The organism is Sulfitobacter sp. CB2047 (assembly GCF_000735125.2).
Classification (GTDB): Bacteria; Pseudomonadota; Alphaproteobacteria; order Rhodobacterales; family Rhodobacteraceae; genus Sulfitobacter; species Sulfitobacter pontiacus.
In genome coordinates, this window is sequence record NZ_CP072613.1 from 436,647 (window position 1) to 457,936 (window position 21,290).

The following is a 21,290-nucleotide window of genomic DNA, read 5'->3' on the forward strand; positions in this document are numbered from 1 at the left end:
GCCCGTGATCCGGTCCTTTGGCTTTCTGCTGTCCGGCAACGCCTGCGCCGCCGCGATCTTGCTGCTGCGCACGGTGGTGGTGTCGCGTCTGATCAGCCTCGAAGATTTCGGGATCGGCACAAGCCTCGTGCTCGCGCTTGCCATGATAGAGATGCTGACCGCGCTTGGCTTTCAACAACAGATCGTCAATGCGCCCAAGGGGGATGACGCGGATTTTCATAGCGCGCTGCATGGTGTGGCGCTGATACGTGGCATGATCGGGGCGGTGGCGCTGTTCCTTCTCGCGCCGCTTCTGGCCCGCTCCTTTGGGGTGGAGCAGCTGACATGGGCGTTTCAGCTGATCTCTGTGGTGCCGCTGTTACAGGGGGGGATGCATCTGGACGTCTATCGCCAGGCCCGCCACTACAAACATCGCGCCGCGATATGGATCGCGCTGTTGCCGCCGCTGGGGTCCTTGGCCGCGCTGCTGCCCCTATCGCGGATGTTCGATGACTTCCGCATCATGCTTTTTGCCGTGTTGGTGCATATGGCGCTGGGCACGCTCATGTCTCACGCAGTTGCGAAACGCCCTTATCGACTGCGGTTTGATCGGACCATTATGGTCCAAAGCATGCGGTTCGGCTGGCCCCTCATGGCAAGCGGCGCGGTGATGTTTCTGGTGTTCAATGGCGAACGCGCCATCGTCGGGCGTCTTCTGGGGCTAGAGGCGCTGGCCCTGTTTTCCATGGCCGTATCGCTGACACTGACCCCGTCGCTGGTCCTGATGCGTAGCACGATGAGCCTGTTTCTGCCCCGCCTTTCAGCTAGCGCCGCGCGCCCGGAATTTCGGGCCCGGGCGATCACCACGATCCAAAGCCATATCGTGCTGGCCGCAGTGATGGTCACGGCAGTCTGCCTGCTTGGCGGTTCCATCGTACACCATGTGCTGGGCGATAAATACCGCGCTGTGCTGCCCCTGCTGACGCTCTTGACGGCGGTTCAGGCGTTGCGGGTGGTCAAAGGCGGATGTGCGATTGTCGCGCTGGGCGAAGGGTATCGCAAGACCGAGCTTTTGACGGACCTGTTGCGCATCACGTTCCTACCCCTCGCGGCATGGAGCGTTATGCAAGGCGCAAGCCTGCCCCATGTGGTGCATATCGCAGGACTGGGCGAAGCCGCGGGGCTGATGATTGCGCTGCTTTGGATGCACCGCGTGCAACGGGTGCCGCTCCGGCCATTGGCCCCGCCGCTGATCTGTATGGTCGCGGTATTGGCTTGGGCGGTTTTCACGCAGGACCAACCGACGGGGGTTCGGGCCGCAGGCTTCGGTCTGTTGCTGGCCGGTCTGGCGATGGCGCTGCCTGACGTCCGCAGAATTATTTTCACAAAAGGAGCACCCGATGGGATGGAGTCCAAGGCGATACAGCACCGATAAGAAGACTTTGACCGCACAAGTGACATGCCGCGGCCAAAGCAACGGCAGCCGTTCACCATGAAGAGACGCGCCAAGCCGCCCCGCCTGTCCGAGCTTGCCATCGGGCGGGACAACCACTTTAACCTCATTCGCTTTCTGGCGGCGGTGGCGGTGTTGGTCTCTCACGCGTGGCCGCTCGCGCTTGGGCGCGGCACGGTTGAGCCTTTGAAAACAGCGCTTGGCTATTCGCTGGGGGAGCTGGCGGTTTTTGTGTTCTTTGGCCTGTCCGGCTTTTTCATCGCGGGCAGCTACGACCGGCAGGGGTCTGCCTTGTCCTTTGTCATGGCGCGGGCCGCGCGTCTGCTGCCGGGGTTGGCCGTGTCCATCTTGATCGTGGCGCTGATCATGGGGCCGCTGGTCAGCCGGTTAGACGCGGGTACGTACCTGTCTCATCCCGATACGGTGCAGTTTATCGTGCAAAATATACTCTTGTTTAAACCGCAATATACCTTGCCGGGCGTGTTCACGACGAACCCCTATCCCACCGTAGAGGGGTCGATTTGGACGCTCGCGCATGAGGTCGCCTGCTATGCGCTTATCCTGTTCGTCGGCCTTGTCGGGGCCCTGTCCCGCCGGCGGGTGATGGCGGTGCTGTTGGCGCTTTACCTGATCGCGTGGGGAATCGCGCCGTATCTCGGCGACCTCATTCATCCGCGCCTACAGCAAACGCGGCTGCTGTCCTTGCCCTTTGTTTTCGGGGCGTCCTGCTGGATCTGGCGCGATTATATCCCCTTGCGGTGGCCCTTCGTCCTTGGGTTGATCGTCCTGACATGGGCCGTGCACGCTACGGTTTTCGCTTTTCCAATGCTTGCACTGGCTGTGACCTACACCAGCCTCTGGGCAGGGTATTGCAAGGTAGGCCCCCTGCTGATGTTCAATAGGGTCGGAGACTATTCATACGGAATATATATTTACGCGATGCCGCTGCAGGGGCTGGTGGTTTGGGTGTGGGGGGACATGATGCCAGCGCTGAACATTGCGCTGGCCTTGCCGTTGACGTTGCTTTGCGCGGTATCGTCCTGGCACTGGATTGAACGACCCGCGCTGACCTTCGCGCGGGAGGGGCAGCGCGGGTCTTTGATCACGCGGAGGATAGCACCGCGCCGATAAAGCCGCTATCGCCCAATGTATTTCCCACAAGGTCGCTGCCATAGGGGGCCTGCGCGGGTGATATTTTGGGCAGATCGGACAGTGCGTCGGGGCGGTAGTCACCGCTGCCTGTGTTGCTGCCGGTGTGAGAGCGGTCGTCGACCCAAGGCGCGGCGATATGTGAAACCTCACCGATCGACGGCAGTTCCCCCAGCCACGAGGACGGGCCATAGCCGGGTTCATTACTTGACCCTGCGATTGCGACATTATGCGACCATCCAACCTTGTACCGCGCTGGCCAGTTGCCGGTAAGGGAGGTTTCGCCGGAAAATACATCGCTTTTGGTATTGATGCGGTGGAACAGATTGTTCCGAAAAGAGCCCGACTTCGCCACGTTCTCGGTGCCGTCCAGATACAGCAAATTCGCACGTTCTCCCGCGATGGTGTTGTTGTGCACAACGATGTTTTGGGCTGCATTTGTATCGCTGTCAGCGTTCAATCGCAGCGCCGCATTTGTGGAGCTCCCCCAGCTTTCCACGATGTTCCCTACAAACGCAAAGCCCCGCGCGCCGATCTCGGCGCTTACGGAAACGATTGCATTGGTCGCGCTGCCATTGCTGAATGTGTTCCACCCTAAAAACGTGCCGGTCATGGCAGGCCGGTTGCCAATCGGTGCTCGGAGTGTGAATTCGTCAAGCCCCGAACAGCCGAGCGCCTGATAGGTGATTGTTCCGGCACAGCTTTTGCAGCCGATCGCGGTGACCATGATTGCTTCGGTCGAAAAGGAATTGCCCTGGTGTGGATCTTCGTTGGGCACGACGGAGCAGTTGATTTGTACAAAGCGCCCCACCCGGTAAACCCAAGCGCCGTAGCTGCCGAAACCGTTAGCGTCCCAAAGACAGTTCTTTGTTATCAAAAGATTGTCTGCCGACTCCGCGCCACTGTCCAGAAACACCGTGTTCGCCCCGCCTTTCTGCAAAGTGACATCACAAATCTTGAGGTGCGTTGGTATGCCGTTGAACCGATTGACCCCACCGTCGGTTAAGATCGTGGTATCCCGTTTGGACGGGTCTTCAGCCCTGATACACAAGGGCAGCTGTGCCGAGCGACCGGCAGCCTTGAAAGGCGTTAGGATATGCGCCCCCTCTGGGAGTAAAATCGTGCCACCGCCCGCATCATCCACCCGCCCAAAATGCGCGGCATTAAATTCCTTGATCGCGTTGGCCGCGGCCGCGATTGTCGCGAATGGGGCGGCAATGGCATCTGCGCGCGCAGACGCAGCCAGACCCGTCGCATCGTCGCCCGTGGTTCCATCGACTTGGGCATAACATGCCCCATACCCGCCGCTCGTGTCGTTCAGCATCCGAAGCGTCGTCAGGTTGGGGGACGGATATTCATCGGCGTCGGCACTGATGGAAAAGGCTTCCCCCACCCATGGGTAGATGGTGGCATCTACAGTCAATAAATCCCCCTGGGCCAAGCCTGATAGATCAACCGTCGCTGCATAATGCGAAACATGGAGCCCCGACGCGTCAAATCCAAGACTGCTTTGCGACGACACAAGCTGCGATGCTTCGTTGCCAAGCGTATCGCGGACGATGAACCGCACCGCCGCGACGGGTTGCCCCTGTTGGGCATATGCGTGGGCAACTGCCAGCCTTAGTATATGTGCATCATCTTCTACCCTCTCACGGTCATGGTTTAACCACATGGCAATAGGCCGGGGCGCTGGCCTTGTGCTGTGATTGATTGCACCGTTGATAGTATCGCCCGCGTAAACGAAGTCTGAACACGCGACGGTCTTGTCAGTCAAATTTGAATGATCTGGGTAGGGCTGCCTGACACGGCTGGTGAGTTGCACAACCGAAGCCCTGCTGACAGCCGTCGCCGCCGTATCAAAACCGCGCCGGTTCACGGTCACATTCCGCGCCTCGGAAGTGGTGGAAAACGACGGTATATCTCGGTGCTCGGCCCGCCAACCATCTGCAAGAATTTCCGTGACGGGCGAAATCTTTAGCGGCAGCGCCCCCGCCATCGTTTGCCCCAGTTTCATGCCCAGCCCGAGTGTCATCTGCATAGTCCATACCTTGCGATCAGAATTCGTAGGCATCGATACATATCAACCTCGCTGAACCGTTGCATTCGCAGGGAAAGAGGCGGAGGGCGGGTTAATCTTCACGCAATATTAAATGTTCAGCCCAATGGTGGTCGTACCGCCGATTCCTCTTACGAAAGGACAGATATGATTTGGACGTGAACCATATATACGCGACGGACCAGCACCGCTCTCTCAAGCGCATACGGCTATACCATCAACGGCCCGTATCACGGGTTGTGCTCGTGTATTTCGGGCTCCTGCTGGTGCCCGTCGGCTTCAATTTAGGGTCGGTCTATATGACCGGGACCAAGGCGCTATTAGCAGTGCTGATTATTCCGCTAAGTCTCCGCCTGTTTTGCGGCCACTACGGGCGTGTTTTGTTGACAGACGTTCTGTTCTTTATGCATTTTCTATGGGTTTCGCTGGCCTTAGCGGTCAACAACCCGGTGGAAGCCACCCAGAATGCAGGCTCAATCGGAGTCGAGTTTCTAGGCGGATATTTGATCGGGCGCGCCTTTATCCGAGACAGACACAGCTTTGCCGCAGTGGTTAAGATCCTCACAGGACTGATCGTGCTATGCTTCCCTCTGGCCTTGATAGAGTCGCAAAGCGGGACATCTGTTCCCATTGAATTGTGGAAGATGACCGGGCTTACGACCCCGGTGGATCTGGCGATTGATCGCCGCATGGGACTGGAGCGGGTGCAACTTTCGTTCGAGCATCCAATCCACTGGGGCTTGTTTTGTACAATCGCGACGTCCCTGTACTTTATTGGGCTGGCGGGACGGCACAGCTTGGGTCTGCGGTCTGTGATTATGACGGTGATTTGCGCCAGCTGTTTCCTATCGCTGTCCAGCGGCGCGCTACTGGCGGCAATCGTGCAGATAGGGCTGATTTTCTGGAGCTTCCTATGTCGCAGGATCGGGCGACGATGGCTAATCCTCTCAACTTGTTTTGTTATTTTTTACGTCGTGATCGATTTGCTTTCCAATCGAACCCCGATCCAAGTTTTCATGAGCTATGCGACATTTTCTGCCGAAAGCGCCTACTGGCGGTCTGCTATTTTCCAATGGGGCATGACCAATGTCTGGAGCGCGCCTGTATTTGGACTTGGGCTAAACGATTGGATCAGGCCGGTTTGGATGCACACCTCGAGTATCGACAATTTTTGGCTATTTATCGCGATGCGTTTCGGATTGCCGGCGTTTACTTTTTTGACAGTCGGCTATGGCTATGCGCTCTGGCGTGTCGGGCGCAAAGATTTCACCATGGATCGGACCCTAGCGGCGTTACGGCTAGGCTGGATACTCTGCTTTACTGGGCTCACCCTCACGCTGTCGACGGTGCACATTTGGGGCAGCATCTATGGCTTCGTATTCTTCATATTTGGGGCAGGACTGTGGATGTTGGATGCGAAGCCGCGATCCCCGCAGAGTGAACGTACAATTTGAAATATTGATCCTTTTCGGATTTGCCGATTTTTCCACTTTGTAAAGGAAATCACCCTACCACAGAAGTCAGGCCGCAAGGGGATGTCGGCCATGACGACTGATTGGTTTGGGGGAAGTGCAACGTGCAGACGCACAACATCTATGCCGCCGCGTTGCGATCACAGCTTGGGGGGATTGTGCTGCTTTTTGTGGTCAGTGGGTTGATCAACATCCTGCTGCTCACAGGATCGATTTACATGATCCAGATATATGACCGCGTTTTGCCTAGCGGGTCAGTGGTCACGCTGATGGGGCTCTTCGGGATTGTGCTGCTTCTCTATTGTTTCTTCGGGCTTTTTGACCTGATCCGGCAACGGCTTTTGGCCCGTCTTTCGGTGCGTTTGGACCTGGCACTTGGGGCTGAGTGTTTCGCGGCTTGGGTCAGCAATGATGAAAAGAACAACGTACCGGCAAGCGCACAGGAGCCCCTGCAACAACTGGGGCACCTTAGACGTCTGCTGTCTAGTCCCGCGTTCATAAGTGTCTGTGATATGCCGTTTGTGCCGATCTTTTTGTTGGCCCTATACATCATTCATCCTTGGTTGGGGGCGATGGTTCTGGGCGGCGTGGCGTTGGCTTGTGCCGTGATGGCAACGGGCCGCTATTTGACGCGCAACACGATCAGCATCTCGGCAAATCAGGATCATATCCTCGCTGATATGTCCTATCACAGTCGCCGTCTGGCGGAGCCGCTGCGCGCCATGCGTATGCAAGTTGATCTTGCCACATATTGGCGCGGGCTTCAGCGCAGCAGTCTGGCGTGGCACCAGCGCCTGCATGCCCCGCCGGATGCGCTGGCATCATTCAGCAAATCGTTCCGCCTGATGTTGCAGTCCTCGATCCTGACAGTCGGGGCCATATTGGTCATTCAGGGCCAAATCTCGGCGGGGATGATTATGGCCGCTTCGATCTTGGCGGGGCGCGTTCTGGCCCCTATCGACCAGATGATCAGCGGCTGGCAGGGGATTGCATCCGGTTGGTCCGCGCACCGCCATCTGCACCGCCATTTTTCACAGAATATCCCGGCACGCGAGGGGGTTGCATTGCCTGAACCAAAGGGCCGGATTTCTTTCACCGCTGTTTCCCACGGGATCGAGGGGCGGGCGGAAAACGGGCTGAAGGATGTCTCTTTTGACCTGTCACCGGGGGATGGGCTGTGCGTGCTCGGCGGGCCAAATGCGGGCAAAAGCATATTGGCAAAACTGGCCGTTGGCGTTGCGGCTCCTACAACCGGTGAGGTTCGGTTTGATGCCGTTAATCTGGCCCGATGGCCTTCCGCGCAGATTGGCCCTGCGATCGGCTATTTGCCCGATACCATTGATCTTCTACCCGCGACGATTTTCGACAACATTTCCAGATTTCGCTCCGATACCACTGATGCACAGGTGATCGCCGCTGCAAAGCTGGCCCGTGTTCACCACGCCATTATGGCTCTTCCGGATGGGTATATGAGTGTTGTGCGCGGCGGTGGGGGATCCTCGTTAACCCAAGGGCAGATACAGCAGATCGGGCTGGCGCGGGCGTTGGTCTGCAATCCGGCGCTGGTTGTGATGGATGATCCGCTGCGGTCGCTTTTCAGCTGTCCCGATGCTGAACAGATCGTGGCAGAGGTCGCACGCCATATGCGTGATCGGGGTAGCACGGTGGTGATCACGGCGCGCCAGCCCTGTGCAATTTCGGCGTTGAACAAAGTGCTAGTATTGTCCGAGGGGCGGATAAGGCAGTTCGGCTTGACCAGTGATATCTTCGGGCGCGCTTTCCCTACGCGGGTGGCGGCGAAGGTTCAGACGCTGCCGATCTCGGGCAATGGCACAACACGGGCGAGCGGGGGGTAACCTTATGGTATAAAAAAGGGGCATTGCGCACGGCCCAAGTCCCCTTCTATCGCTTTCTTCAAATGTCGCCCTATTCGGCCCAGGAAACACCGGTAAGGTCGACAGCCTGCGTCGGGGCATTGCGCCAAAGGCCGGTCAGACCTGCCTTTGCAACGGACAGTGACGCCAGCTGGAACAGGAAACCGTTGACGTGATCTTGGGCGATCATGGTCTGCGCCTCGCCCAGCAACGCGTTGCGTGCTTCCGGGTCGGTTGTCGTGTTCAGCTTGGTCATCAAAGCCTGAAAATCAGGATTGTCATATTGGAAATAGTAATCAGGGTTGGCATAGATGCCGATATCCATCGGTTCGGTATGACTTACGATTGTCATGCCGAAGTTCTTTCCCTTGAACACAGTTTCAAGCCATTGGGCCCACTCGACATTATTGATCTTGGCGGTGATACCAACCTCGGCCAGCTGCGCGGCGATGATCTCTCCGCCGCGGCGGGCGTAGGAGGGGGGCGGCAGGTCCAGCGTGGTCTCGAACCCGTCGGCAAAGCCGGCTTCGGCCAGTAAAGCTTTGGATTTTTCGATGTCATGCAGGCTCAGCGCGGTTTGATCGACATAGGCCGGGTTATGGGGCGCGAAATGCGTACCGATGGGCGTGCCGTATCCGAACATCGCACCGTCAATAATGGCTTGGCGATCAATGACATGGGCGACGGCGGCGCGGACCTTGGGGTCATCAAACGGCGGCTGTTTATTGTTCATCGCCAGAATAGTTTCGCCCTCGGTAGAACCGACAAGCACTTGAAACCGCGGGTCCGCTTCGAATTGCGGCAGGTTCTCGGGCGCGGGGAAGCCGGCGAATACATCAACATCTTCGGCCATCATCGACGCGAAAGCGGCGGTCGGGTCAGAGATGAATTTGAACGTGGCGATATCCAGCGCGGCCGGGGTCCCCCAGTAGTTCGGGTTCTTCTCGATGCGGATATTGTCGCCCTGGGTCCAGCTGGTGAATTTGAACGCGCCGGTGCCGATGGGCAGTTGCTTGATATTGTCGATGCTTTCGGGTGCCACGATCACCGCGTCGCCCCAGGCGAGGTTGAACAACAGGTTGCCGTCCGGCTCTGACAGTTTGATTTCGACGGTCGACGGGTCGACGACTGTCACCTCCGAGATCGCGCCGAACAGCGCCTTTTGGGCATTTGCGCTGTCTTCGGCATTGATCCGGTCAAGCGAGAATTTGACGTCGGCGGCATCCATCGTCGTTCCGTCGTGAAAGGTCACGCCGCTTTGCAGTTTGAACGTATAGGTCAGGCCATCGTCAGAGATTTCCCACGATTGCGCCAGCCCGGGCACGACCGATCCGTCGCCCATAAAGCGGGTCAGCCCTTCGAAAACGTTGGAATAGAGCACCTGATCAATGGCCCCTGCCGCAGCGCTGGTCGGGTCCAGATGCGGTGGCTCAAGTTGCATCGCGACGGTGATGTCGTTTTTCGCGGCGACGCCGGTGGCCATCAGCGCGGCAGCGCAGGTGCCTAGAATAAGTTTGCGAAGATGGGCCATGGGTGTCTCCTGTTGGCAATAAGGAAAATGTTAACCAGTTCTGTCAGGTTTGACCAGCGTCGGGATGCTGTCGCAATTATCGGTTGTACCCAGCCTGTGCGCGGTTTATGCGCCGTTTTTTGAGGTTTTGAAGGGGCGCGCCATGGCTACGATGTCACCCACTTTGGGTATCGATTTCGGAACGTCCAACTCTGCCGTGGGCTATGCAGTAGACGGTGTGCCGCATTTGATTAACGTCGAGGCGGGGCAGAACACGCTGCCGACCGCGCTGTTTTTCGATAATGAGGAAAAGCGGATCATCTATGGTCGCGGTGCCCAAGAGGCGCTGATCGGCGGGGAGGACGGGCGCTATATGCGTGCGCTCAAAAGTCTGCTGGGCACGCCCTTGATGCGCGAAAGTCGGGTTCTGTTGGGCAAACGCATGGATTTCATCGCCATCGTGGCGCGCTTTCTGGCCGAGCTGAAGACGAAGGCAGAGCGCGCCACCGGCCAGCAGTTTGATCGGGCGCTGTCAGGGCGACCTGTGATGTTCCACAGCGCCGATCCGGCGCGGGACGCGCAGGCGTTGGTGGATTTGACCGAATGCTATATGCAAGCCGGGTTCAAACAGGTCCGCTTCATGCCCGAACCCGAGGCTGCGGCCCTAGCCAATCGTGCTGTGCTTGAACCCGGCGATCTGGGGCTGATCGTCGATATCGGGGGCGGTACGTCTGATTTTACCCTTTTCCGGCAGGAAGGTGACGCGGGCATTCATATCCTCGCCAGCAAAGGGGTGCGCATTGGCGGGACCGACTTTGACCGCGAGCTGAGCCTTCAGCATGTGATGCCGCATCTGGGGATGGGCAGCCAGATCAAACATGTGTTCGGGGATGAAACCCACGCCGCCCCTCATGCGGTTTTTGCCGATTTGGCGACGTGGCAGAAAATCCCGTTCCTTTACACCCGCGAACAGCGTCGCGCGGTCGAGGATCTGGCGAAATACGCGGTAGAGCCGAAGCTGCTGAACCGACTGCAGCGTGTGTTGGAGGATGAGCTGGGCCACGATATGGCCTTCGCGGTAGAGGCCGGCAAGATCGCGGCGAATGACCCCGATGCCAGCGCCCCGCCGCAGATCGACCTCAAGATCGTGGAGCGCGGGCTGACGGTCCCACTGCCACCGGCGATGATGGCGGCAAGTTTGGCGCAGATGGCAGCGGAGATCGCGCAGGTTGCGACTGATCTGACGGCGCAGGCGGAGGTAAAACCCGACGCCGTGACCAAGCTGATCTTTGTCGGCGGGTCCAGCCTGATGGGCGTGATCGACCGCGCCATGCGCGATGCATTTCCGCAGGCCGAACTGCACCGCGGGGCCGCGATGACCGCGATCGTCGACGGTCTGGCAATCGCCGCGCCACACGCCTTTGCTGACGGCTGAGGGCCTTAGTCTTTCGGAAGTAGCAGCGTCTCCAGCGCGGCCCCCATCACGCAGGCGCTATCGACCATATCGTCGATGCCGATATATTCATCCGGCTTATGCGCCAGCTCTAGCAGGCCGGGGCCATAGGCGATGCAATTCTTGAGCTTGCCGATCCGGTCGATGTGTTTCTGGTCGTATGACCCGGGGGAGGCGACGTATTCAGGCGCTTTGCCCATGATATCCTCGATCGCATGGGCGACAGTTTGCACGACCGGCGCATCGCGGTCGGTCATCGACGGCAGGACCGAATTCAGCTCTGTCAGCTCGTAGTCAAAATCGACCCGCGTTTCGCGCAGACCTTCCAGCAGGGCGCGCACTTCGCCGCGCACCTGATCCAGCGGTTCTTCCAGCAAAAAGCGCCGGTCAATGGTGATGCGGCAGCTGTCTGGCACGCAATGGGCCGGTAGCCCGTCGAAATCCGGGTCGTTTTCCTTTTGCCCACCGTGGATCGAATTGATGTTCATGGTTGAACTACGCGCCCCTTCGGGGACCACGGGCATGTCTGTGTGACGGGCGGCCATGGCGGGGAACAGCTTGTTTTCGAACTCGGAGAGCACTGCGCCCATGTGGCGCACGGCGCAATCGCCCAGAAACGGCATGGAGCCATGGGCGATCTCGCCCTTGGTTTCGATCTCGGCCCACCAGCCGCCCCGATGCCCCAGACAGATACGGTCTTTTTGCAGCGGTTCGGGGATGATCACATGTTGAACGCGGTCCGGGTTGAAATGCCCGTGCTCGGCCAGATAGGCGACACCGCCGTAGCCGCCGGATTCCTCGTCCGCTGTGCCGGAGATTTCGATTGCGCCGCTGAAATTGGGATGCTGTTCGATAAAGGTCTCGGCCGCGATGATAGAGGCCGCCAGCCCGCCTTTCATATCGCAGGTGCCGCGTCCGTAAATCTTGCCGTCCGAGATTTCGGCCCCGAATGGATCAAACGTCCAGCCGGCCCCGACCTCGACCACATCGGTGTGGCTGTTGAAGTGGACACATTCGCCCGCCCTGCGCCCTTCGCGGCGGGCGATGATGTTCCAACGGGGGTATTTCTCGCTATCGCCGGGGGTGCCAAAGGCGCGGATCAGCTGCGTCTCGAACCCGTGCTTGCGCAGGCGGGTATCAAGGTATTCGCAGATCAGCCGATAGTCCTGACCCGGCGGGTTGAGCGTCGGGATGCGGATCAGATCTTGGGTCAGCGCGATCAGATCGTCACGCTTGGCGATAATGGCGGTAGAGAGAGTGCTTGTCATACCGCCATGTTTGAACGGGCGTTCATATATGGCAAGCGAAGTCTGCAGTTGCCCCGTCGGATTCGAGTTTATTTTGCAAAATGAAGCCGCAACCGGGCATTTATGCGGCGATGTCTTTCATCGCCGTGAGCAGGGCGCGAACTTCGTCCATGGAGTTGTAATGGCAAAGCGACACACGCACCGCGGCATCAAGCCCGAGCGGGGTCAGGATGTTGCCGGAGTAGTGATCCGCCTTGCGCACATGGGTCCGGATGCCTTGGGCGTTGAGTTGGGCCACGATATCCGCCGCTGGCAGGGTGTCGAGCGTGAAGGACACAAGCCCCTCGCGGTCGGGGTTGTCGGTGCCGCCCAGGATCGTGACCCCCGCCAGATCGGCCAATCCGGCGAGGTTTCCCGTGCCGAACAGCAGCGCATTGGTCAGCTGTTGTTCGTGGTCGTGGATCGCAGCGGCGGCGGCCTCTATCCGCGCGCGGGGGGCTGTGGCGTCTGACACCTGGCTGCCGAGCCAGTCGAAATAGCGCACCACATCCGAGAATGTCGCATAGGCACCCGTGTCACGGGTGCCCATTTCCCAATTCCCGGCGGGACCGTTCGCCAGTGTCTCGATCGGCAGCGCGGTAAGACGCTCTGACGCCCAGGCAATGCCATAGCCGTGGCGCGAGAACAGTTTGTACGGAGAGATGACATAGCCGTCGATGTCATAGCTGGCGATGTCGATATGCCCATGGCTGGCGTGCTGGATGCCGTCGACAAAGATATAGGCGTCGGGGGCGATGGCGCGGATCGCGGCGCTGATGCCCGCCACATCATTGGCGATCCCCGTCACGGGGGAGGTGTGCAGGATCGTGGCGACCCGTACCTCGGGGGTCATCAAAGCGGCGTAGGCGTCGGGCGTTACCTGACCTGTCGCGTTATCGTGGGGCACGCTGATATAGGGTTTGCCCGCCACATCGGCCCAATGTTGCGCCGCGCTGCGCGATGCGGGGTGTTCCACGGTGGAGCCTATAACGGCACCGGGGGCGCTGCCCATGACGGCTGTCCGGATCAGGCGGAACGACAGCTCTGTTCCGCTTTCGCCGACAAAGAACTGCCCGTCAGGCGCGTTGAAGAACAACGCCATATCGGCGCGGGCCTGTTTGATGATATCGACCAGCGCATGGGACGCTGGGTTGTCACGCCCCTGATTGTCGGGGATGGCGGCGAATTTGGTCGAGGTCTCGACGACCGCGTTCAATGTCAGCGCGCCGCCGGCGTTTTCGAAAAACACGCGCGGTCCCTGGAACGGGCAGCTGTCAACATGGGCAAAGCGGTCGCGGATTGCCGTCATGAGTTTCGGGTTTTCTGTGAACATTATGCGGCCCTGCTGCGTTACTTTCTGTGCTTATGCAGTTTCTGCGCTAGTTTGATGCTGGATCACAATCAGATTTTGCGGGCTCGGCCCCATTTGTTCGTAGTTTTCAGGAGCGCAGGAATGGCCCCTCTTATTCAACGCAGGGTTTCGCGTAAGAAACCACAGGACGCACAAGCCGAGGAGAAATCGGTCAGCGAAGCGACGGCGTTGTCGCCCAAGCTGATCTACGAAGTGATCCGCCGTGAGGGCGAGGAAGAGCTGGCGCGCAGCAAGCGGTCGTTGATCTGGTCGGGGATCGCGGCGGGGGTGATGATCAGCCTGTCGGTCCTGGGCGAGGCCGTGTTCCGGACCTATCTGCCCGATACCGCGCATCGTTTCCTGATCGAGAACCTGGGCTATTCGCTGGGTTTTCTGGCGGTGATCATGGGGCGGATGCAGCTGTTTACCGAAAACACCATCACCACCGTTTTGCCGATCATGCGGGCCAAGACCTGGCATTCGCTGATGTGTATGTTCCGCCTGTGGGGGATCGTGCTGGCGGCGAATGTGGTGGGGGCCTTTGCCGCGGCGATGCTGTTTCTCTGGACGCCCGCGATTTCGCCCGAGGTGCTGCCCGCCATTCTGGACCTGTCGCATCACGCAACCAGCATGGGCGCCTATCAGGGGTTCTGGCGGGCCATTCCGGCGGGGGTCATCGTCGCGCTTATCGTCTGGATGATGCCTCAGGCGGATGAGACGTCGTTCTTCCTGATCCTTGTGTTCACTTGGCTTATCGCCGCGGGGGATTTCGCGCATATCGTTGCGGGGTCGGTCGAGATGGCGGTGATGATACTGGATGGCCAGCTTGGCCTGATGGCGGCGGTGTTCGAGTTCTTCTTACCGGTGCTTGCGGGCAACATTGTTGGCGGAACGATCATCTTTACCCTCGTCGCTTGGGGTCAGGTGCGCGATGAGGTAGAAGAGGAAAAGTAGCGTAAATGTGATGTGGCAGGGGCCGCAGCCGTGGGGAACGAGGATCAAGGGTTTTGACACAGAAATCGGTGGGCACCGTAAAGCTGTACTGGGATGCGCTGAAAGCGGCGCTGGTTGATATCTCTGAAAAGAACGTCTCGCTGATTGCGGCGGGGGTCGCTTTTTATGCGATGTTGTCGCTGTTTCCCGCCCTTGCCGCGCTGGTCACGATCCTGAGCCTGATCTCTGACCCTGTGGTTGTCATCGCCCAGCTGGAAGACATGCGCGGTCTGCTGCCCGATGACGTCTATGATATTCTCAATGATCAGGTGGTGTCGTTGGTCACAACCAGCACCGGCAAACTGGGGTGGGCTGGTGCGGCTTCGGTTCTGGTGGCGATGTGGTCGGCGCGGGCAGGTGTGGGCGCGATGATGATCGGCCTGAACAGCGTGTATAGTGAACGCAATCGCAACGCCGCGCGACACTATCTGCGGGCGCTGATGCTGACCTTTACCTTGGTGATGGTGGGGCTGATTGCGCTGATCACTGTGGTGATCGCACCGATTGTGCTGTCGTTCATCCCCCTGGGGGTATTCGGCTATTTCGTCGCCGAGATCATCCGCTGGAGCATCGCGATTTTGGTGCTATTGGCTGGTGTTGGCGTGCTGTACCGCTTTGGCCCGAACCGTCGTGCGGCGCGCATCGGCTGGCTGACATGGGGGGCCGTTTTCGCGGTGTTTTCATGGGCGGTGGTGTCGATCGGGTTCAGCTATTACGTTGCGAACTTCGGCAATTACAATCAGGTCTACGGGTCTATTGGCGCTGTGATCGCCATGCTGGTCTGGCTGTGGATCAGCAGTTTTCTGGTGCTGATGGGGGCGTCGTGGAACGCGCAGGTTGAGCTGCGCACACGCCCTGACAGCACCATTGGCCGTGACCGGCCGCTTGGCAAACGCGGGGCCTATGTTGCGGATAATCTGGTCAGTGTGAGCGAGGAATAGCGCCTACATCAAGGGGCGTTTGGCCGGTTTGCTGCGCTCTGTCTCGGCGACGTCGGCGAGCTTGTCGAGGTCGTTGACCTGCAGCACCTGATCCGACCAAGACGCGAGTTGCTGGTCACGCAGCTTCGCGAGGGTTTTGTTGGTATGAACAAGCGATAGACCCAAAGCATCCGCCAGATCGCGTTGCGTGAAGGGCAGGGTCATTGTGTTATTTGTCACCAACCCCAGCCCCATCCCGCGTTCAAAGAACTTGAGCATTGCCCATGACACCGCTTGCAGCGCGGTGCGTTGGCCGACAGTGGCAAGCGTTTCGCCAAGGAAATGCTCCTCTATCGCGGCGAGCCATGTGATATCGAACGCGCGGCTGGGATTGCTGCGGAAGAAGGTCCAGAAATCCGAGCGGTTGAACACGCACATGCGCATATGTGTTCGTGCCTCTACGCTGTGGCCCATTTCGCCAAGCATACCGGCCTGAAGCCCCATGAAATCGCCGGGGAAGACAAAGTTAATGACCTGGCGTTCACCATTATCCAGCGACTTATGCCGGATGCCCATGCCGGACAGCACCGTATAGAGTTGGGGGGAGTTGGACCCCTGCATGAGGATTGTCGTGCCGGGGTCGACGCTAAGCTCACCGACCTTGAATTTCTGCATGAACTCAAGCTCTTCCCTTGTCATGGTGACAAAGGCGTCCTTTTTGTGAAGCGGACAATAGCGGCAATCGATACCCATGAAAAAATTCCTAACTCGTATGTCATAGTTTAACGCGGCGCTTTGGAAATGTTGCTACCTTTGCGGGATTAGAAAGGCGCGATGTGATTCCTTTTTTCGTATTCGATACTGACCCGATCGTTCGGGCGGATGTGATCGACATGCTGGAACAGGCATTCGGTGACGCCGCATTGTCTGTGTCCGAAACCCTTTCCGCTTTTGTCTCTGAACTGCGCAGCTGTTCGTCTCAGGCCGTGGCACTTGTGTCCGGCACGTCGAATGACCTGTCGGAACTCTTTGCCGCAGACCTGCCCACGAAAGATGTCGCCTATGTTCTATACGGCGAAGGTCAAAGCATTCCCGACACCTACATCTATTCCGTCGTAGACCGGCCTTTCACCAATGACACCATGGTACAAGGCATTAGCGACGCGCTTGCTTCCCTGCGTTCAGACCGTTGACGAAAGCCGTGATGATCGCGGCGATTCCGCCGACGCCGCCGGTGGCTTGCGCCTGTTGCATCGCCTGTGCGCGTAAGGCGGCTTCACGTTTCTGACGCCGGATTGCACGGGCCCGGATCGACAGGGCTGCAATCAATACGAGGCCCATACCGAAAAACAAGCTGCCCATAATCAGACAGGCTACCAGCGGTGTGGTGATGGTAAGCAAGAACAGCCACGCGGCGACTGCAAGAAACGCCCCGCCAACAATCAGGCAGAGCATTGCGCCAAAGCCGATGGCGGCAGTTTGCGCCGTTCGGGTTGCCTTCTGGGCAACCCTATCCGTCACATATTCGAACATTAGCGGCGTGTCGCGAACAGACCGGCGATAAAGCCGACACCGGCAGCGATACCCAATGCGGCGGCTGGTTGTGTGCGTACAAAGTCTTCGGCTGTTTGCTGCGCTTCCAATGCCTTGTCACGGCCGGAGTTCGCCAGATCCTGCGCAGTGGATTTCGCCTGGTTGGCGGCTTCGGCGCTTTTGGCTTTGGTCAGATCGGCCATCGTGCTTGTCAGCGACGCGATGTCGTCTTTCAAAACGGCCAGCTGGACCGAGATATCATCGACAGACAGGTTGCTTGTGTTGGTTACGTCCTTGGCCATGGTGGTCTCCATTATTCATGTGTTCACCAACCAAACGCGCCCTGTAGATATAAGTTCCTTAAAGGCGTGGCTTGCGTCCCACAGGATCGATAAAAAAAGGCCACGGTGGAACCACCGCGGCCTCGATTGTTTGCGTATATGCCGGTTTAGCTGTGCAGCGTTTCTGTCGACGAGAAGAACATCGCTTGCGAAACAGCCGATACAACCTGATCCACCGTGTAGGGCTTGGAGATCAGGAACGCGGGTTCGGGCTTGTCGCCAGTCAGCAGGCGCTCGGGGAATGCGGTGATGAAGATCACCGGACGGTTACCCAGATCGCGCAGCAGGTCGTTCACGGCATCGATACCGGAGGAGTTATCGGCCAGCTGGATATCCGCGAGGATCAGGTCGGGCACATCCGCCTTGCCCAGTTTGACAGCTTCGTCACGCGTGCGCGCAACACCGGTCACACGGTGGCCCATTTCGGCGACGATAGATTCGATGTCCATCGCGATGATCGCCTCGTCCTCGATGATCATGACCGAACCGGTCACGCTATCTGCCATTTCGCGGCGGGCAATTTGCACCAGCTCGCTGGCTTCGCCTTCTTCAACACCGATGATCTGGCCGACTTCTTTAAAGGAGAACCCTTCGATCGTGTGCAGCAGCAACGCTTCGCGGCTGTGGTTGGTCAGTTTGGCGAGGTGCTTTTGCGCCTTGGCGCGGGGGCCGCTTTCACCTTCCTCGACAGGCGCACCGGCGCTGGCCCAGATGCCGTACAAAACGCGGAACACACCTGTGCGGGTGTCTACACCATCCAGAACCGACCGGTCCGTCAAAATCGCTTCGAGCGAGGCAGCTGCAAAAGCGTCGCCGCTGTTCTGGCTGCCGGTCAGTGCGCGCGCGTAGCGACGCAGGTAAGGAAGGCATTCACCCAACGCATCGCTGACACTTGGTGTTTCGGTGACATCCGTCATTTATTGTCGTCCTTTTAAAATATTTCTGGAACCAAACCCCCTAACGCTGTGTTTGGTTCCGTGTCATATGTATAAATACAGTATTTAAAGAAGGCAGGAAACTTGTTCATGCAATCAGGCCAAAACGACGAGCGTGAGCGCTTTATCGACGAAAATCTTCGCCGCGTTTATGACGAGACGATGGAAGAAGGGATTCCCGATAAATTTAAAGACCTGCTTAATCAGTTGAAAGAACAGGATAAAAACGCTGGTAAAAAAGGATGAGCAATTCTGATCCCCGCGACCAACTGGTGGAGCATTTGCCCGCCATGCGCGCCTTTGCCATCAGCCTGACCCGGAACGGTGCCGTCGCGGATGACATGGTTCAGGATACTCTGGTCAAAGCCTGGACCAACATCGAAAAATTTGAAGTCGGCACAAATATGCGCGCCTGGCTCTTCACAATTTTGCGGAACACCTATTATTCTTCCCGTCGTAAAGCCAACCGCGAGGTCGCTGATGTGGATGGTGTGTTCACCGAAAGCCTTGCCGAAAAGCCGGCGCATGACGGGCATATGCAAATGACCGATTTCCGCAAAGCTCTGGGTTTGCTGAAAGACGAACAGCGCGAAGCATTGCTGCTGGTCGGTGCATCAGGCTTTTCCTACGAGGAAGCCGCCGAGATGTGTGGCGTTGCCGTCGGTACGATCAAAAGTCGGACGAACCGTGCCCGTGCGCGACTGGCTGAGCTGATGGGCCTGCGCGATGACGAAAGCCTCGAAATGACGGATGATGCGACGATGTCGGTTATCTCGGCATCTAAAGTGTCTTCTTTCTGATCGTGACGTCGGGGTTTCTGTCCACAAATATCTTTCGGGGCCTCGCGTTTCGCGTGCTGCTTTTCCTATCGCTTGCGTTGCTGCCCATCGGTTTGATCGCCGTTGTGCAAACGCGAGAGATTGCGGAGCAGAACCTCGAGAATGCCGAACTGTCGCTGCTTGCCATTACAGAGCAAGCGTCGGCGAAGGAAAGCGGCACCATTCAGGAAGCGTTCGGCGCAGCGGCGGCTTTGGCGTCCGTGGTCAAACTGATCAAGTCTGACAATGTGTCATGCAGCGCCTTCATGCGGGAATATCAGCGATCCTCCGACCTTTATACAGTCGCAAGCTTCATCCAAAACGACGGGCGGATGGACTGCGTGTCGACAGGCGTTTCGGGAAACGTGTCGGACCGGCCTGTATTTCAAAAGATGATCGAACACAAAAGTCGCATGGCGAATGTCACCAGCACGCCGGCACAAAGCAAGGAACCGGTGCTGATCGTCACCAACCCGCTTAAGGTGGAAGAAGAGCTGATCGGCTTTATCAACCTGTCCATTCCCGAAAAGGTTTTTAACGACGCACCGGTGCCCGAGACAGGGTCGCAGCCGATCGCGATGCTGACCTTTAACGCGCAGGGCGACATCCTGACGACCAAAAATGGTGTTGAAGCGGCCGAGCAAGAGCTGCCCTCCTTTGCCGCGTTGAAATGGTATGTGGGCCAGTCTGGTCGCGTCTTCCATGACACCAACCAGCAAGGGCAGGACCGCGTCTATGCCGTTTTGCCCATCGTCCCCGGTGTTGCCTACGCCATGAGCGTCTGGCCCGAGGATTCCCCGCTGCTTCAGGCGGGGGCGATGACAACGCTTAGTTTCGTGCTGCCGGTGGCGATGTGGCTGGCAAGCCTTGTCGTGGCCTTCTGGGCGCTGAACCGTCTGGCCATTAAACACATCCGCAAACTTGGTCGGCAGATGCGCCATTTCGCGTTGAACAGAACCTTGCCGCGCACGCCCTTGGGGGGTGTCGTCCCGACCGAGATCGTGAATATGGAGCATGCTTTTGTCGGTATGGCGGAATCTATCCTGCGGGATGAAGCGTCGCTAGAAGACAACCTGCGCCAAAAGAATATTCTGCTGAAAGAAGTGCATCATCGGGTGAAGAATAACCTTCAGCTGATCTCTTCTATCATGAATATGCAGATCCGTCAGGCGACCACATCGGATGCGAAACGCGTGCTGCAGCGTTTGCAGGACCGGATCCTCAGCCTCGCGACGGTGCACAAAAGCCTTTACCAGAACGACAACCTGACCCGCGTCGACGGTGGCGCGCTCATGCATGAGATCGTGAACCAGCTCCTTAGCGTAGGTCTGCCGTCCGGCTCTGGCGTGACGGTGTCGCAAAACTACGAGGCGGTTCAGCTTGACCCCGACGACGCCGCACCGCTGACGTTGCTGGTGTCCGAGGCGATTACCAATGCGCTGAAATATGTCGCCGCCGACGGCAAGGCAAAGGGACATATCGAGGTGAGCCTGTCTCATACCCAGCCGGAAATGGCATTGCTGTTTGTTAAGAACACCACCGGCAATATTGATCCCGAAGCAGGGACCGGCCTTGGCTCCCGGTTGATCAACGCGTTCTCGCGTCAGTTGAACGGGCAGGTAGAGATCATCGATGAAGAGGGCACCTATACGCTGAGCGTTGAATTCCACGTGCCGCTGCAGGCGAAAGAAGTCTACGATTACTGAGGGTTCGGCGCAGAAAACTCGGTAAAATTAAATTTATTTTCGGTATGTCGGCGGTGAATCCTTCGCGTCCCAGCCAGCGGGGCCTGTTGGGGTGCAACCTGCGGGATTCATGGGACTTTCGGTGGTTTCGCGATGGATGTGGTCCCGATCGCGTATGTCAGGCGACATTCGCCGTCTCAGCAAAGCGCCGCGCAAACTCTGCAATGCAGCAATTGCGCCCTCCAGCCTGTGGAACCATGTGACCCGTGGGCTGTTAGTCTCCTGAACGAGCCACACAAGCGAACAGGAGGCATCAATGACGACAGATTTGTTTATCGCTTCATTTTTGATTCTCGCTTTGGCTGCAATCGCTATCGTTTCGCTGACCACGCAACGGGGCAGCGAAGAGAAAAAGCGCCAAAGATCGTCATTGCATAGCCATTCCCGGCGCGACGACGAACGATAATCAAAGGTTTAGTGCG

The 21,290-nt window shown here is 58.2% G+C and carries 20 protein-coding genes; 12 read left to right on the forward strand and 8 right to left on the reverse strand.

Translation table 11 applies throughout. The features are described 5' to 3' along the window. The first annotated feature begins 4 nt into the window (after positions 1–4). Positions 5–1,414 (forward strand): oligosaccharide flippase family protein, encoded by a 1,410-nt coding sequence (locus IV89_RS02085; protein WP_235183725.1) that lies wholly within the window; start codon positions 5–7, stop codon positions 1,412–1,414. Positions 1,415–1,471: 57 nt separating this feature from the next. Then, on the forward strand, positions 1,472–2,563 hold the full coding sequence (locus tag IV89_RS02090; RefSeq protein ID WP_037942501.1) for an acyltransferase: 1,092 nt from the start codon (positions 1,472–1,474) through the stop codon (positions 2,561–2,563). Here the strand turns inward: IV89_RS02090 and IV89_RS02095 are convergent. Further along, entirely contained in the window at positions 2,535–4,577 is a 2,043-nt protein-coding gene (locus IV89_RS02095; protein ID WP_240558214.1) for a hypothetical protein, read from the reverse strand. The genes IV89_RS02090 and IV89_RS02095 overlap by 29 nt on opposite strands. A gap of 305 nt (positions 4,578–4,882) precedes the next feature. Here IV89_RS02095 and IV89_RS02100 point away from each other — a divergent pair, with 305 nt between their 5' ends. Together IV89_RS02100 and IV89_RS02105 are read left to right on the forward strand one after the other, a co-directional pair. Further along, positions 4,883–6,091, forward strand: a complete 1,209-nt coding sequence (locus IV89_RS02100; RefSeq protein ID WP_235183727.1) for an O-antigen ligase family protein — start codon at positions 4,883–4,885, stop codon at positions 6,089–6,091. Positions 6,092–6,213: 122 nt separating this feature from the next. Continuing rightward, positions 6,214–7,965: an ATP-binding cassette domain-containing protein gene (locus IV89_RS02105; RefSeq protein ID WP_037942867.1), complete on the forward strand. Its 1,752-nt coding sequence runs from the start codon at positions 6,214–6,216 to the stop codon at positions 7,963–7,965. A 70-nt stretch (positions 7,966–8,035) separates the two neighbouring features. Here IV89_RS02105 and IV89_RS02110 read toward each other — a convergent pair whose 3' ends face one another. Next, entirely contained in the window at positions 8,036–9,514 is a 1,479-nt protein-coding gene (locus IV89_RS02110; protein WP_037942504.1) for an ABC transporter substrate-binding protein, read from the reverse strand. 142 nt (positions 9,515–9,656) lie between these two features. Between IV89_RS02110 and IV89_RS02115 the strand changes: the two genes are divergently transcribed. Next, positions 9,657–10,928, forward strand: a complete 1,272-nt coding sequence (locus IV89_RS02115) for an Hsp70 family protein (RefSeq protein WP_051843884.1) — start codon at positions 9,657–9,659, stop codon at positions 10,926–10,928. A gap of 5 nt (positions 10,929–10,933) precedes the next feature. On the opposite strand, the gene IV89_RS02120 is transcribed toward IV89_RS02115, so the two are convergent. Both IV89_RS02120 and IV89_RS02125 read right to left on the reverse strand, forming a co-directional pair. Continuing rightward, entirely contained in the window at positions 10,934–12,214 is a 1,281-nt protein-coding gene (locus tag IV89_RS02120; protein WP_037942506.1) for an acetylornithine deacetylase/succinyl-diaminopimelate desuccinylase family protein, read from the reverse strand. A 100-nt stretch (positions 12,215–12,314) separates the two neighbouring features. Beyond that, complete coding sequence (locus tag IV89_RS02125; RefSeq protein WP_037942508.1) at positions 12,315–13,565, reverse strand: aminotransferase class V-fold PLP-dependent enzyme; 1,251 nt, start codon at positions 13,563–13,565, stop codon at positions 12,315–12,317. A 120-nt stretch (positions 13,566–13,685) separates the two neighbouring features. Here IV89_RS02125 and IV89_RS02130 point away from each other — a divergent pair, with 120 nt between their 5' ends. Together IV89_RS02130 and IV89_RS02135 are read left to right on the forward strand one after the other, a co-directional pair. Further along, the gene (locus tag IV89_RS02130; RefSeq protein ID WP_009825653.1) at positions 13,686–14,537 is read left to right on the forward strand and encodes a formate/nitrite transporter family protein; all 852 of its coding nucleotides are present in this window, start codon (positions 13,686–13,688) and stop codon (positions 14,535–14,537) included. A gap of 53 nt (positions 14,538–14,590) precedes the next feature. Next, positions 14,591–15,517, forward strand: coding sequence for a YihY/virulence factor BrkB family protein (locus IV89_RS02135; RefSeq protein WP_005850639.1), 927 nt, complete (start codon positions 14,591–14,593; stop codon positions 15,515–15,517). 3 nt (positions 15,518–15,520) lie between these two features. Here the strand turns inward: IV89_RS02135 and IV89_RS02140 are convergent, their stop codons facing one another. Further along, complete coding sequence (locus IV89_RS02140; RefSeq protein ID WP_005850638.1) at positions 15,521–16,249, reverse strand: Crp/Fnr family transcriptional regulator; 729 nt, start codon at positions 16,247–16,249, stop codon at positions 15,521–15,523. 83 nt (positions 16,250–16,332) lie between these two features. Here IV89_RS02140 and IV89_RS02145 point away from each other — a divergent pair, with 83 nt between their 5' ends. Further along, positions 16,333–16,689, forward strand: a complete 357-nt coding sequence (locus IV89_RS02145) for a hypothetical protein (protein WP_037942510.1) — start codon at positions 16,333–16,335, stop codon at positions 16,687–16,689. On the opposite strand, the gene IV89_RS02150 is transcribed toward IV89_RS02145, so the two are convergent. The 3 genes from IV89_RS02150 to IV89_RS02160 all read right to left on the reverse strand — a co-directional run bounded on the left by IV89_RS02150 (position 16,652) and on the right by IV89_RS02160 (position 18,287). Then, a complete protein-coding gene (locus tag IV89_RS02150) occupies positions 16,652–17,017 on the reverse strand; it encodes a hypothetical protein (RefSeq protein WP_235183728.1) in 366 nt (121 codons plus the stop codon). The genes IV89_RS02145 and IV89_RS02150 overlap by 38 nt on opposite strands. A gap of 11 nt (positions 17,018–17,028) precedes the next feature. After that, entirely contained in the window at positions 17,029–17,331 is a 303-nt protein-coding gene (locus tag IV89_RS02155; protein WP_235183729.1) for a DUF883 domain-containing protein, read from the reverse strand. 146 nt (positions 17,332–17,477) lie between these two features. Continuing rightward, the gene (locus IV89_RS02160) at positions 17,478–18,287 is read right to left on the reverse strand and encodes a response regulator (protein WP_005850634.1); all 810 of its coding nucleotides are present in this window, start codon (positions 18,285–18,287) and stop codon (positions 17,478–17,480) included. Positions 18,288–18,395: 108 nt separating this feature from the next. Between IV89_RS02160 and IV89_RS02165 the strand changes: the two genes are divergently transcribed. From IV89_RS02165 to IV89_RS02180, 4 genes are all read left to right on the forward strand, one after another. Next, positions 18,396–18,551 (forward strand): NepR family anti-sigma factor, encoded by a 156-nt coding sequence (locus IV89_RS02165; protein WP_005850632.1) that lies wholly within the window; start codon positions 18,396–18,398, stop codon positions 18,549–18,551. Continuing rightward, the gene (locus IV89_RS02170; protein ID WP_005850631.1) at positions 18,548–19,105 is read left to right on the forward strand and encodes an RNA polymerase sigma factor; all 558 of its coding nucleotides are present in this window, start codon (positions 18,548–18,550) and stop codon (positions 19,103–19,105) included. The genes IV89_RS02165 and IV89_RS02170 overlap by 4 nt, the downstream gene beginning before the upstream one ends. Before the next feature lie 53 nt (positions 19,106–19,158). After that, positions 19,159–20,829 carry a sensor histidine kinase gene (locus IV89_RS02175; RefSeq protein ID WP_235183730.1) on the forward strand — a complete coding sequence of 557 codons (1,671 nt, stop codon included), beginning with the start codon at positions 19,159–19,161 and terminating at the stop codon, positions 20,827–20,829. Positions 20,830–21,124: 295 nt separating this feature from the next. Further along, positions 21,125–21,274 carry a hypothetical protein gene (locus tag IV89_RS02180; RefSeq protein ID WP_005850628.1) on the forward strand — a complete coding sequence of 50 codons (150 nt, stop codon included), beginning with the start codon at positions 21,125–21,127 and terminating at the stop codon, positions 21,272–21,274. Positions 21,275–21,290 lie beyond the last annotated feature (16 nt).